At 70.4% G+C, this 12,593-nt stretch carries 11 protein-coding genes and 1 pseudogene; 3 read left to right on the top strand and 9 right to left on the bottom strand.

Going from position 1 to position 12,593, the window contains the following annotated elements:
- The first annotated feature begins 177 nt into the window (after window positions 1-177).
- Window positions 178-1,140, top strand: a complete 963-nt coding sequence (locus tag NQU55_RS27190) for a hypothetical protein (RefSeq protein WP_168092592.1) — start codon at window positions 178-180, stop codon at window positions 1,138-1,140.
- Window positions 1,141-1,284: 144 nt separating this feature from the next.
- Here the strand turns inward: NQU55_RS27190 and NQU55_RS27185 are convergent.
- From NQU55_RS27185 to glnA, 5 genes and pseudogenes are all read right to left on the bottom strand, one after another.
- A pseudogene (locus NQU55_RS27185) lies at window positions 1,285-1,752 on the bottom strand (winged helix DNA-binding protein).
- Window positions 1,753-1,766: 14 nt separating this feature from the next.
- On the bottom strand, window positions 1,767-3,077 hold the full coding sequence (locus tag NQU55_RS27180; RefSeq protein WP_168092593.1) for an SgcJ/EcaC family oxidoreductase: 1,311 nt from the start codon (window positions 3,075-3,077) through the stop codon (window positions 1,767-1,769).
- Window positions 3,078-3,234: 157 nt separating this feature from the next.
- Window positions 3,235-3,939 carry a hemerythrin domain-containing protein gene (locus NQU55_RS27175; protein WP_256791342.1) on the bottom strand — a complete coding sequence of 235 codons (705 nt, stop codon included), beginning with the start codon at window positions 3,937-3,939 and terminating at the stop codon, window positions 3,235-3,237.
- A 284-nt stretch (window positions 3,940-4,223) separates the two neighbouring features.
- A complete protein-coding gene (locus NQU55_RS27170; protein WP_168092601.1) occupies window positions 4,224-5,111 on the bottom strand; it encodes a LysR family transcriptional regulator in 888 nt (295 codons plus the stop codon).
- Window positions 5,112-5,309: 198 nt separating this feature from the next.
- Complete coding sequence (gene glnA / locus NQU55_RS27165) at window positions 5,310-6,719, bottom strand: type I glutamate--ammonia ligase (protein WP_058044737.1); 1,410 nt, start codon at window positions 6,717-6,719, stop codon at window positions 5,310-5,312.
- Window positions 6,720-7,096: 377 nt separating this feature from the next.
- Here glnA and NQU55_RS27160 point away from each other — a divergent pair, with 377 nt between their 5' ends.
- Window positions 7,097-7,564, top strand: coding sequence for an RDD family protein (locus NQU55_RS27160; protein WP_168092594.1), 468 nt, complete (start codon window positions 7,097-7,099; stop codon window positions 7,562-7,564).
- Window positions 7,565-7,656: 92 nt separating this feature from the next.
- Here the strand turns inward: NQU55_RS27160 and NQU55_RS27155 are convergent, their stop codons facing one another.
- The 4 genes from NQU55_RS27155 to lipB all read right to left on the bottom strand — a co-directional run bounded on the left by NQU55_RS27155 (window position 7,657) and on the right by lipB (window position 10,788).
- A complete protein-coding gene (locus NQU55_RS27155) occupies window positions 7,657-8,340 on the bottom strand; it encodes a DUF4191 domain-containing protein (RefSeq protein WP_168092595.1) in 684 nt (227 codons plus the stop codon).
- A 10-nt stretch (window positions 8,341-8,350) separates the two neighbouring features.
- On the bottom strand, window positions 8,351-8,611 hold the full coding sequence (locus NQU55_RS27150; RefSeq protein ID WP_168092596.1) for an SCO2195 family GlnR-regulated protein: 261 nt from the start codon (window positions 8,609-8,611) through the stop codon (window positions 8,351-8,353).
- Window positions 8,612-8,880: 269 nt separating this feature from the next.
- Window positions 8,881-9,846 (bottom strand): lipoyl synthase, encoded by a 966-nt coding sequence (gene lipA, locus NQU55_RS27145; protein WP_168092597.1) that lies wholly within the window; start codon window positions 9,844-9,846, stop codon window positions 8,881-8,883.
- 144 nt (window positions 9,847-9,990) lie between these two features.
- Window positions 9,991-10,788: a lipoyl(octanoyl) transferase LipB gene (gene lipB / locus NQU55_RS27140; RefSeq protein WP_168092598.1), complete on the bottom strand. Its 798-nt coding sequence runs from the start codon at window positions 10,786-10,788 to the stop codon at window positions 9,991-9,993.
- Window positions 10,789-11,129: 341 nt separating this feature from the next.
- Between lipB and NQU55_RS27135 the strand changes: the two genes are divergently transcribed.
- Window positions 11,130-12,569: an NsdA family TPR-like regulatory protein gene (locus NQU55_RS27135; protein WP_168097010.1), complete on the top strand. Its 1,440-nt coding sequence runs from the start codon at window positions 11,130-11,132 to the stop codon at window positions 12,567-12,569.
- The last annotated feature ends 24 nt before the right edge of the window (window positions 12,570-12,593 follow it).

Raw genomic sequence — 12,593 nt, 5'->3', positions numbered from 1 at the left:
GGCAACTCCTTGGACGGTGGCGCCCCATCGGCGCCTTCTCCATGCTCACCTCGCCGTTCGGCCGCGAGTCACGCTTTGGCGGCCCGGACGGCGAACTTGACGAAAGCTGACTTGGCGCCGGCCCGCGACTTCTACGGTATTGACGAAACTTGACACTCCGGTCCGGGAGGAATTCACGTGGCTGCTTCCAATGCCTCACCGCAACCATCAGGTCCGCACCAAGAGCTGGTCGAAGCGCTGCAGGAATTGCACCGCGCGGCGGGGCGGCCGAGCTCCCGGAAGGTGAGCACGCTCATCCGTCACCGTGAGGACCTGCGTTCAGCCGCCAGTCATGAGAGCGTGCGGTCCGCCGTCAACGGGATACGGGTGCCGCGCTGGGAGACCGTCCACGACATCGTCGTGGTCCTTTCAGGACAGTGCAGCCCGCCTCGGGACGAGGAGTCGGAGACGGCCAGATTCCTGCCGCTGTGGCGCGCGATCGGTGAAGGAGAGTCAGGCGCGCTGAAGTCGTTCCAGGAGCTCCTCAACGGCGGCTGGGGAGGCGAGGACGGCAAGTGGACGCCGGAGCTGGTCATGGGCGCGGTGCTCAACCCTTTCAACGCCATTGAGATCCACCCGTCGCTTGCAGTTCCACACGAGCCGCTGGTGTCGGAGGACGATTGGGTCCGGCTGATGGTGAAAGAGATAGAGGAGCAGGGTGCTGAACACACTCTGCGGGTCCTGCTGCACATGCTGAAGGGCGATTACGTCGGGGCGGAGGAGGGCGCGCCGTACGGCTATCGCAATCCCGGCCGGGAGGCCCTGGAGGCGTACGCGGCCTTTCGGTACGGCTGCCAGGAGATTCTCCGGCGCCTGAGCTGCGAGCCGAACCTCCTCGCAAAGTCGATCCGTGCCATGCGCGCCGACGAAACCATGGACCGGGACGACCGGGCGGAGATGCTGGAGAACGAGTCCGACCTCAGCTTGATGCACGAGGTGATGATCGTGACTCCGGAAACCTGGGACGAGGTGTCGGAGGAGGCTCATCACATGGTTTTCGGCTACCTGATCAAGCAGATCAGTCCTGTGGGCCCGCTCGGGCTGCCCGACACCGAACGGTTCCAGATCACCTGGCGCATCCCCGAACCGCCCGCGGCGTAGCCACTTCCTTTCGTAAGAAGCCCTCACGGCGAAGGCCGCCGCCCAGAGCGGGGCGGCGGCCTTCGCGCGGAATCCGCGGTTTGGTGTCGAGTCACACAACCGTGCAGCAGCACAGATGACGTCGGCGGTGGCCCGGGTGGCCTGTCAGGGCAGGGTGCCGCCCGCGTTGAGGATCAGCTGCTGGAGCACCTTCATCGTGGTGACGTAGTCCGCGTCGTCGATGCCCTCGTGGAGGGCGGCGCGGATCGCCGGGGCAGTGCGCGCCAGGTCGGCCCGGGCCCGTTCCCCTTCCTCGGTGAGCCACAGGCGGTCCTCGGCGTCCCGTCTCAGCCAGCCGCGCTCGACGAGCACCGCGGACTCCGCCGCCAGGTCGTCCTCGGGCCGGATGTAGGACCTCATGGCCTCTCTCAGCCCGGGCAGGGTCATTCCCTCGCCGTCGGGTGAGAGGTCGTTCACCGACAGGTTGCGCAGCGGTCAGTACTGGGGCTGGGTGCAGCCCTTCTCGACCTGCCGGGCCCGGGTGAACGCGATCAGCGCGTCGTAGGCCATACCGGTCCAGTAGGCGGCGGGCTGTCCGGCGAGTTCCGCGTCGGACATCTGCTGGGTCGTCATGGAATGTTCTCCTGTCAGCCGACCGCGACGGTGTTCTGGGCGGCGCCGACGCGCCAGGTGCCGTCCTCCTTGACCAGGATGTAGAACGGGCGGCCCTCGGGCCGGTCGGCGATCCGGGTGCCGTCGAGGAGGACCGGCTGCTGGCGGACGTTCACCGCGGCGATGCCGGGCCGCAGGAACAGCACGCGCTCGACGTCGTAGACGGCGGTGGACTCGGCCATCGCGCCGGGCAGCACCTTCCGGGTGAAGGCCGAGATCTCCTCGAAGCCCGACAGGCGCATGCCGTGGCCGGTGGTCCACACAGGGTCCTCCCGGCGGAAGACGCTCAGGAACTGCTCGACCAGCTCGTTCTGCTGGGCGTGCTCGACCTCGGCGACCAGATGCCGGATCGCGGCCACCTCGGCGTCGGTCTCCGGGCCGTCGGGGGCGCCGAACACCTCGACCGGCCGGTACGAGCCCGACACCAGCTCGGCCACCGCGCCCGGCCGGTCCGGCCGCCAGCCGAGGGCGGTACGGGCGGCGGCGCCGCTGACGCTCTGGTCGAGGGCGAGCGCGTCCGCGAAGAGCGGGCCGAAGACCTCGGCGGCCTGCTCCACCGGCACCGCGTGCGGGGCGGCGAGCACTCCTGCGGCGCGGCCGGCGGCCCGGGCGAGGTCGCGGACCGGGACGGCCGGCTCGCCGACGCCGTGCCAGACGGTGCCGGCCGCGGCCCGCTCGAGGGCGGCCACGAACAGCTCGGCCAGGTCGTCCACGTGGACGGTCGGCCAGCGCACGCCCTCCTCGCCGTAGTACTCGGGCACCCCCTGCTGCCGGGCCCGGTCGACCAGGATGGCGGGGATGCCGCCGCCGCGGCCGTACACGATGCCGGGCCGGACGACCACCGCGCGCACGCCTTCGGCGGCCTCGGCCAGCACCCGCTGCTCGATCCGCGGGCGGTGGCCGACGATGCCGGCCGGGTTGACCGGGGCCTCCTCGCCGACCTCCTGGGCCTCGCCGGTGGCGCCGAGGACCCAGACGCCGCTGGTGTAGACGAAGGGGCGGCCGGTGCCGCGCAGCGGAGCGGCGAGCGCCTCGATGACGGCGGTGTCGGCGCCGGCGTCGCCGCTCGGCGGCGCCAGGTGGATCACGGCCTCGATGTCGGGGGTCACCGCTCCGGCCAGCGAGGCCGGGTCGGCGGTGTCACCGACCACCTGGGCGTGCCAGGCCCGGCCGGGCTGCGGCTCGGCGCTGCGGGTGAGCGCGACGACCTGGTGGCCGGCGGCGGTGAGGTGGTCGGTGACGGCGGAGCCGATGTAGCCGGTGGCCCCGGTGAGCAGAACCTTCATGACGTTCCCATCTGAGAAACGATACGTTTCGTCTCGTGTGGCGGTATGGCGGTATGGTGACTTGCTTCGCATCTGCGCGGTGCGCGCAGGGTTACGTCTCAGAAATTGATCATTTGCCCGGCGATGCCGTGGACGCGGCGAGACCGGGCACAGTGGTTCAGGGCGGGGTTTCGGGCCGGGCGTCCCGGGTGCCCCACCGGTCGAGCACCGCGTAGGCAGGCTGCCACCGGTGCGTGTACGCGTGGTGCGCGGACTCGGGCAGGAGCTGCCTCAGCACGGCGGCCACGGTCCGCTCGGCGACGCCGTCGAGGAGCCATGGCAGGATCCGTGCCGCATCGGCCCCGATCCGCTGGGCGTGGACGCGCCCGAAATGCTCCCACTGCTCCGTGCTCAGGATGTCCTGGATCAGTGGGAAGACCGCCTCCTCCTCGTGGCGGAGATGCCCGCGCAGACCGGTGACCAGCGAGCCGGTGAGCTCACCGAGCAGGTCGAGCCCGGCATCGGGGCCGTCGATGCCGGGGTCTCCGGCGTCGGGGTCGTCGGCATCGGGGCCGGTCAGCGCCTGGTCGATCGCCTCCAGCAGGAGGGCGAGCGCGGCGTGCTCGGCCTCGATCGCCTCCAGCCGCGCCAGGGAGAAGGGGTGGCCGTACAGCGCCCGGCGCAGGGAGGGCCACAGGGCGTCGTCCTCAGCGGCATGGTGGACGTGCCAAGCCTTCCGGAACAGCTCCCAGCCCGCTGCGGTGCGCAGGATGCTCCGGAGATCGGGACGGGAGCGGGCGGCGGCCCGGGCGAGGTGGTGCAACTCCCTTCGCAACGCGTTGTGCATCGCGTACGTCACGGTCATGTCGAACCTGTCTCGCACGTCTGTCTGACTCCTGGTGCCGGTGACGGGATGAGCCCGTGTCAGGCAGTGGTGTCATGACTGGTTCCTCCAGGAACAGGGCAGCGGAAAGCCACGCCTGACGGAGCGGGGCATCACGGGAAGGGTGACCGGACGGGCAAGCGGCCGGGGGGAACCGAGGCCCTCGACGGCCGGCCTGCCCGGGTGCCCCAAGCCTCCCGTGAGAGCCGTGCCCGGATCAACGCCGAGTTCGTGCGTTGATCGATAACTCGGCGGTTATCGCCGTACGGGACGCGGCGGTCGCGTCAGAACCGCAGTGCGCCGAGTTCGCGGACCGTGTCGGCGAGAGCGCCGATCAGCTCGTTCTCCGCATCGCTCCGCCAGATCAGAGCGTAGGACAAGGGCGCCAGGTCCGTGACGGGTATCCAGTGGATGTTCGGCATGCCCCAGTGCCGGGTGACATGGCTGGGAAAGTTGTGGACGATCTCGCCCATGCCGACCCGATTGATCAGCTCCTCCGCGTTGCTCACGGGGCGCCCGCGCTCGATCGGCCGGCCCTGGAACGTATGGAAGGGCAGGTAGCTGTCCTCCCAGTAGTCCGGCATGTCGGGTGCCATGACGTGCTGGAAATCGGCGAACACCTCCAGCCGCACCGACGTTCGCCGGGCGAGCTCGTGGTCGGCGGTCACGGCGAGGATCCGGGGGTCCGTGCACAGGACCGGCCCGACGGTGAGGTCCGGTTCCTCCACGGGCAGCCAGGTGACGAGGACGTCCAAGTCGTTGTCACGGAGCCGGCCGAACGGATCCATGTACGCCAGCTGGCGGATCTCCAGCTCCCACTGCGGATGCCGCGAGCGGAAGGTCCTCCAGTAGTGGTGCATGTCGACGACGTTGAACGGCATCATGCCGACGCGGAGCCTGCCGGTGACACCGCGGGCGGCCAGCCGGGCGCGTTCCAGGGACTCGTGCAGGCCCGCATAGACCGGCTGCAGGTCGTCGCGCAGCTGGCGTCCGACATCGGTCAGGCGCACGGTGCGGCTGGTGCGTTCGAACAGCGCGGCGCCGATGCGCCGTTCCTGTTTTCTGATGGCCTGGCTGACCCGTGCCTGGGAGACCAGGAGCCGCTCGGCGCTCCGGCCGAAGTGCAACTCCTCGGCCAGGACCAGAAATATCTCGATGTCCCGCAGCTCCATCACGCCCCCGTGTCCTTCTCCGCCGGCAACGCAGAGGCTGCCGAGCCGCAGAAGTATATGTTGATCACGGTTTCGCGCACAGGGCCCGATAAGCGGCGAGGGCAGCCGCTCGATAAGCGGCGAGGGCCGCCATCCTTTGCGGATGACGACCCTCGCTGTTGCCGTCCTGACGCCCAGTCAGACTGCGTCGGCGGCCTTTTAGATGTCGAAGTACATCTCGAACTCGTGCGGGTGCGGGCGGAGCTGGATCGGGGCGATTTCGTTGGTGCGCTTGTAGTCGATCCAGGTCTCGATCAGGTCGGAGGTGAAGACGCCGCCGGCCTGGAGGTACTCGTTGTCCTGCTCCAGGGCGTCGAGGACGGCCGGGAGGGAGGTCGGGACCTGGGGGACGTTCGCGTGCTCGTCGGGGGCGAGCTCGTAGAGGTCCTTGTCGATCGGCTCGGCGGGCTCGATCTTGTTCTTGACGCCGTCGAGGCCGGCCAGGAGGAGGGCCGAGAACGCGAGGTACGGGTTCGAGGACGGGTCCGGGGCGCGGAACTCGACGCGCTTGGCCTTCGGGTTGGAGCCCGTGATCGGGATGCGCATGGCGGCGGAGCGGTTGCGCTGGGAGTAGACCAGGTTGACCGGGGCCTCGAAGCCGGGGACCAGGCGGTGGTAGGAGTTCACCGTCGGGTTGGTGAAGGCCAGCAGCGACGGGGCGTGCTTGAGGATGCCGCCGATGTAGTAGCGGGCGGTGTCCGAGAGGCCCGCGTAGCCCTGCTCGTCGTAGAAGAGGGGCTCGCCGCCGGTCCACAGGGACTGGTGGACGTGCATGCCGGAGCCGTTGTCGCCGAAGATCGGCTTCGGCATGAAGGTGGCGGTCTTGCCGTTGCGCCAGGCGACGTTCTTCACGATGTACTTGAAGAGCATCAGGTCGTCGGCGGCGGCGAGCAGCGTGTTGAACTTGTAGTTGATCTCCGCCTGGCCGGCCGTGCCGACCTCGTGGTGCTGGCGCTCGACCTGCAGGCCGGCCTTGTCCAGCTCCAGGGAGATCTCGGCGCGCAGGTCGGCGAAGTGGTCGACCGGCGGGGCCGGGAAGTAGCCGCCCTTGTAGCGGACCTTGTAACCGCGGTTGTCCTCGACCGCACCGGTGTTCCAGGCGCCGGCCTCGGAGTCGATGTGGTAGAAGGACTCGTTCGCGGCGGTGTTGAAGCGCACGCTGTCGAAGACGTAGAACTCCGCCTCCGGGCCGAAGTACGCGGTGTCCGCGATGCCCGTGGAGGCGAGGTAGGCCTCGGCCTTCTTCGCGATGTTGCGCGGGTCACGGCTGTACTGCTCGCCGGTGATCGGGTCGTGGATAAAGAAGTTGATGTTGAGCGTCTTGTCCCGGCGGAAGGGGTCGACGCGAGCCGTCGACAGGTCCGCGCGCAGCGCCATGTCGGACTCGTGGATGGCCTGGAAACCACGGATCGAGGAGCCGTCGAAGGCCAGCTCCTCGGCCGGGTCGAACGCCGCAGCCGGGATCGTGAAGTGCTGCATCACGCCGGGCAGGTCGCAGAACCGGACGTCGACGAACTTGACGTCCTCGTCCGCGATGAACTTCTTGGCGTCGTCGCCGTTCTGGAACATCCAACTCCTCCTAGCCCGCCCGTGAACGGCCGGGGTTGTTTCGGTGGCGCGGTCCCTGTGCGGATTCGTGCAGGCTCCGCAGATGCAGTTCCCATGCAGTGGTGCGCGCTGGGGCCGACCCTAGAGAGACGGGATTTCCCGGGCATGACCCATTTGTTTCGCCGAGGTTAACCGGGATGCGGCCGGTACGTGCTCTGAAACACGGTCGCGGGGCGGATACGGAAACGGATAGGGAAGCGATCACGGAAACGATCACGGAAGTGAGGGCAGGAGTGATCGCAGGGGTGATCGCAGGAGTGGTCGCGGAAGGCGATACGGCATACGGACGTGCGACCCCGGGCCGAAGGGCACGAATGCGGGCGCAGTACCGTGGACGGGTGGACAACAGGCAAGCAATCGGCTCATGGCTCTCCGGCCCGCGCGCGGCCGCCGAGGAGATGGGCGTCGACTTCGGGCACCGGGGCGAGCGCCTCGGGCTCCCGGCGGACGGGCCCGGCTCCATCGCCCCGCTCGGACGGCGCTTCGGCGCCGTTTTCATCGACTGGGCGCTGTGCATGCTCATCGCCTACGCCCTCCTCGCGGACGGCAAGCCCCAGCAGGCGGGCAACTGGGCCCTGCTGATCTTCTTCGTACTCAGTGTCGTCACTGTCGGTACGATCGGCTGCACCCCCGGCAAGCGCCTCCTCGGGCTGCGCGTCATCAGCGAGGACGGCGGACGCCTCTCGCTGCCCCGCGTCCTGTTCCGCAGCGTACTCCTCGCCGTGGTCATCCCGGCCGTCATCTGGGACCGCGACACCCGCGGCCTGCACGACCGCCTCTCCCGGGCCGTACAGGTGCGGATCTGACCGAGCGGACAGCAGAACCGAGTGGACAGCAGAAAGGGCGGGGCGGATCCGAAAGGATCCGCCCCGCCCTCCTCGATTTTCGTCCCGGAGCCTCAGCGGCCCTTCGGCGACCGCATGCCCTTGGGCATCGGACCCTTCGGGATCGGCATGTTCTTCATGGGGTCGCCCATGGCCCGCAGGCGGTCGGTGGTCGCCGTGACCTTGTCGCCGGGGACCACGCGCGGCAGCTTGGCCAGCGTCGTGCGGAGCTTCTTCAGCGGCAGCTGGCCCTCACCGTTGCCGATGATGAAGTCGTGCACGGGGACGTCCGTCACGATGCGCGCCATCTTGCGCTTCTCGGCCGCCAGCAGGCCCTTGACCCGGCCGGGGTTGCCCTCGCCGATGAGGACGATGCCGGCCTTGCCGACGGCCCGGTGGACCATGTCCTCGTCACGGTTGAAGGCGACGGCGGGCGTGGTCGTCCACTGCCGGCCCATCTGCTGCTCCAGGATGGACGCGGCGGCGCCCCGCTGGCCCTCGATCCTGCTGTTGTAGGCGCGCTGGGCGCGCTGGCCGAACACGATCGCCATCGCGAGGAACGCCAGCAGGACGCCAAGAATGCCCAGGTAGACCGGGTGACCGATCGCGAAGCCCACGGCGAGCAGGACACCGAGGGTCACGATGCCCACGGCAGCGACGACGAGACCGACCTTCGGGTCAGCCTCTCGCGTCATCTTGTACGACAGGGCGATCTGCTGCAGTCGCCCCTGCTTCTCAGGTGTTGCCTTGCTCGCCATAAGGCGAAGTTTACGTCGCCTGCGGACCGGGGGCCGCCACGGCCTCCAGCACGTGCTGCGCCTCGCGCCTGTCCTTGGCGCGGCGGCGGTCCTCCAGCACGGCGGTCCAGGCGTTGCGCCGGGCGGTGCGCTGGCCGCCGCGCATCAGCAGCCCCTCCAGGGCCCGCAGGGCCCCGGTGACGGACGGAGGCCGGACGGAGAGCGTCGCGGGGAGGGCGGAAGCGGCGCGGGTGGCTGTCGCCATCGCTGCCTGGGCGGGCGCGGCCTGCATGTCGATGTCCCCTCGGGAGCAGAAGCGAATCATTGGGCAGCGGGGGGCTGGCGGTGCGTACCGACGGAGAAGTGTGCTGGGAAACGCCGTGCATGGGAACTGCTGTGCGTGCCCCTATCGTCACCGAACGGTGTTACCAACGCATGACCTCTTGGTCAAACACCTATGAAACGTTGACGCGGCCCGCATCGTCCCCACCGCTCTGCCGGGGGGTGATGCGGGCCGCGTCCAATGCCGTGCCGGGAGGCATCCGTGCAGGTCGGAGCCGGTCAGACCGCCTGGGCGGAGGGCGCCGCCGCGCGCCGCTCCTTCGCCTGCTGGTAGAGGCGGCCGGCCCGGTACGACGAACGGACCAGGGGGCCGGACATGACGCCGGCGTAGCCGATCTCCTCGGCCTCCTGCTTCAGCTCGACGAACTCCTGCGGCTTCACCCAGCGCTCCACCGGGTGGTGACGCGGCGACGGCCGCAGGTACTGGGTGATCGTGATGAGTTCGCAACCCGCCTCGTGCAGGTCGCGCAGGGCCTCGGTGACCTCGGCCCGCTCCTCGCCCATGCCCAGGATCAGGTTGGACTTGGTCACCAGGCCGGCCTCGCGGGCCTTGGTGATGACCTCCAGCGAGCGCTCGTAGCGGAAGCCGGGGCGGATGCGCCGGAAGATCCGGGGAACGGTCTCGACGTTGTGCGCGAAGACCTCGGGGCGCGAGGCGAAGACCTCGTCCAGCAGCTCGGGGACGGCGTTGAAGTCCGGCGCGAGCAGCTCGACCTTCGTCCGGCCGCCCTCGCGCTCCGCGGTCTGCAGGTGGATCTGGCGCACGGTCTCGGCGTACAGCCAGGCGCCGCCGTCCGCCAGGTCGTCGCGGGCGACGCCGGTGATCGTGGCGTAGTTCAGGTCCATCGTGACGACCGACTCGCCGACGCGGCGCGGCTCGTCACGGTCCAGGGCCTGGGGCTTGCCGGTGTCGATCTGGCAGAAGTCGCAGCGCCGGGTGCACTGGTCGCCGCCGATGAGGAACGTCGCCTCGCGGTCCTCCCAGCACTCGTAGATGTTGGGGCAGCCCGCCTCCTGGCAGACGGTGTGCAGACCCTCGCGCTTCACCAGGCCCTGCAGCGAGGTGTACTCGGGGCCCATCTTCGCCCGGGTCTTGATCCACTCGGGCTTGCGCTCGATGGGGGTCTGGGCGTTGCGGACCTCCAAGCGCAGCATCTTGCGTCCGTCGGGTGCGACTGCCGACACGTCCGGCTCCCTATGGCTTCGATTCTTCGGCGGACACCAGGGTACGCCCGATATTTCCTACGCTCTTACTCGTATGCCCAGGGCAACTCATGGAACCCGGGCCACATTCCCCCCGCGAGCCCCCGCCGGTCGGCGGCGGCCCGGCTAGCCCGCCGCGGTCTCCACGGCCCGCGGCAGCGGCTCCGCCGTCTCCAGGATCTCCCGCAGGTGCTTCTCCACCACGGGCAGGACCTCGGCCACGGACACCCGCCGGCCCAGCTCGTTCGAGAGCGAGGTCACGCCGGCGTCCCGGATGCCGCAGGGCACGATCCGGTCGAACCAGGTGTTGTCAGGATCACAGTTCAGCGCGAAGCCGTGCATCGTGACGCCCTTGGCGATCCGGATGCCGATCGCGGCCAGCTTGCGGTCCTCGCGGCGCTGGCCGGCGTTCGAGGGGGCGTACTCCGGGCCGTTGAGCCGGGGGTCGAACTCCTCGTCGGTCAGCCGGGGGTCGAAGTCCAGGGACAGGCCGCCGATCGCGGGGCGCTCCTCGACGGGGTCGCCCAGCACCCAGACGCCGCTGCGGCCCTCGACGCGCGTGGTCTCCAGGCCCAGCTCGGCGCAGGCGCGGATGAGCGCCTCCTCCAGCCGGCGGACGTGGGCGATCACGTCCACCGGGCGCGGCAGCTTGAGGATGGGATAGCCGACGAGCTGCCCCGGGCCGTGCCAGGTGATCTTCCCGCCGCGGTCGACGTCGACGACGGGCGTGCCGTCCAGGGGGCGCTCGCTGGCCTCCGTGCGCCGTCCCGCGGTGTAGACCGCCGGGTGCTCCAGCAGCAGGCAGGTGTCCGGGACCTCGTCCGCGAACCGGGCGGCGTGGACCCGGCGCTGCTCCTGCCAAGCCTCCTGATACTCGACGGCGTCCGCCCCGAAGCCCAGGTGGACGAAGCGCAGCTCATTCACGGCGGCTCCTCAGCTCCTCTTCGACTCTGCTCCGACTGTGCCGTGCCCCCGTACGCCCCCGGTGAGGGCGCGCGGGTGGCGCGTATGGCGCGTATGGGTGCATCTCGCGTGAATTCCCACGCTCTCGACGCGCCCTTGCCACTGTACGGCGGTCCGCGGACATCGCCGCAGGCGGGCGGCGCACCGCGGGCGGAGGGCGAGTGGGGTCCGGACCGCCCTCCGGGTGTATTTGATCTGTCCTCACACGATCGGATGAATGCGGGGCGAAGGTAGCGATCAGGGCGTTGAGGACCGCTAAGTTCGCGCCGTTCCAGAACGAGATCAGGGAGACCGGCAGGCTGATGACGGAACGACCCCCGCAGCGCATCCCCAATCGTCAGCTCGCCGCGTTGATCGCGGAGGCGGGCTTCTCCAACGCAGGGCTGGCTCGGCGAGTCGATCAGTTAGGGCTTGAGCACGGCCTCGACCTGCGTTACGACAAGACGTCCGTCACCCGCTGGCTGCGCGGCCAGCAGCCCCGGGGCACCACCCCGGCGCTGATCGCCGAGGTGTTCACCCGGCGGCTCGGACGGCGGCTGTCCGCCCAGGACCTGGGGCTGGACGCCTGCGCCCCGGTGTACGCCGGGCTCGAATTCGCCGCGTCCCCGGAGGAGGCCATTGACATCGTCAGCGGCCTCTGGCGCAAGGACTCCGGCAGCCACACCGAGCTCCGGAAGATCGCCTTCACCCCGGCCGGGCTCGTGGTGCCCAGCCGGGACTGGCTGATCGGCCGGGCCGACGAACGGGTGGCGCGCGGCGCCCCCGCCTCCGAGGGCGGGCGGGTGCCCGCCCAGGGGCGCGGCCACCCGCCCCGCCAGCGGCACGTCGAGCGCGGCCCCGGCGGCCGGGTCTCGATGGGCGACATCGCCGCGCTGCGGTCGGTCGGCGAGCTCTTCCGCACGCTCGACCACGCCTACGGCGGCGGGCACGCCCGCCAGGCCCTCGTGCGCTACCTGGAGCACGAGGCCGAGCCGATGCTGCGCGGCACGTACGGGGAGGCGACGGGGCGGCGGCTCTTCGCCGCCGTCGCCGACCTCACCCGGCTCGCCGGATGGACGTCGTACGACATCGCCGCGCACGGCCTGGCGCAGCGGTACTTCGTCCAGGCGCTGCGGCTCGCCCAGGCCGCGGGGGACCGCGCCTACGGCAGCTACGTGCTCGTCACCATGAGCCGGCAGGCCGTCTACCTCGGCCACGGCCGGGAGGCGGTGCAGCTGGCCAGGGTGGCCCAGCAGGGCATCGGGTCCAGTGCCCCCTCCGTCGTGCAGTCGCTGCTGCACGCGGTGGAGGCGCGCGGGCACGGCGTCCTCGGCGAGGTGCGGGCCTGCTCGGCGTCGCTGGCGCGGGCGGAGCGGGCGCTGGAGTCCTCCCGGCCGGGGGACGACGTGCCGTACTGGGCCCGCTTCTTCGACGAGGCCCAGCTGGCGGACGAGTTCGGGCACTGCCACCGCGACCTCCAGCAGTACCGGGCCGCCGCGCAGCACGCGGAGCGCTCCCTGCAGCTGCGCAGCCAGTCGTACGCCCGCAGCAGGCTCTTCTGCCGCGTGGTGCTGGCCACGGCGCGGCTGGGCCTGGGAGAGCTGGAGCAGGCGTGCCAGCTGGGCGCGGAGGCGGCCCAGGCGGCGGCCGAGATGAGGTCGGTCCGGGCCCTGGAGTACATCCGCGACTTCGAACGGCGACTGGAGCCGTACCGGGACGCGGCGGCGGTCCGGGCGTACCGGGAGAAGGTGGCGGCGCTGTAGCCCGTGCGGGCGGCGGTGGGGGCC

This window comes from Streptomyces telluris, from assembly GCF_024519335.1.
GTDB classification, from domain to species: domain Bacteria; phylum Actinomycetota; class Actinomycetes; order Streptomycetales; family Streptomycetaceae; genus Streptomyces; species Streptomyces telluris.
The sequence above is the reverse complement of the archived record's forward strand: the minus strand, read 5'-3'. Positions and strand labels throughout refer to the sequence as shown.

Excerpts from the sequence above, each read along its gene's own strand:
- NQU55_RS27180 (WP_168092593.1), bottom strand. The coding sequence starts at position 3,077 with ATGAAGGTTCTGCTCACCGGGGCCACCGGCTACATCGGCTCCGCCGTC.
- NQU55_RS27170 (WP_168092601.1), bottom strand. The coding sequence starts at position 5,111 with ATGGAGCTGCGGGACATCGAGATATTTCTGGTCCTGGCCGAGGAGTTG.
- glnA (WP_058044737.1), bottom strand. The coding sequence starts at position 6,719 with ATGTTCCAGAACGGCGACGACGCCAAGAAGTTCATCGCGGACGAGGAC.
- NQU55_RS27155 (WP_168092595.1), bottom strand. The coding sequence starts at position 8,340 with ATGGCGAGCAAGGCAACACCTGAGAAGCAGGGGCGACTGCAGCAGATC.
- NQU55_RS27150 (WP_168092596.1), bottom strand. The coding sequence starts at position 8,611 with ATGCAGGCCGCGCCCGCCCAGGCAGCGATGGCGACAGCCACCCGCGCC.
- NQU55_RS27135 (WP_168097010.1), top strand. The coding sequence starts at position 11,130 with ATGACGGAACGACCCCCGCAGCGCATCCCCAATCGTCAGCTCGCCGCG.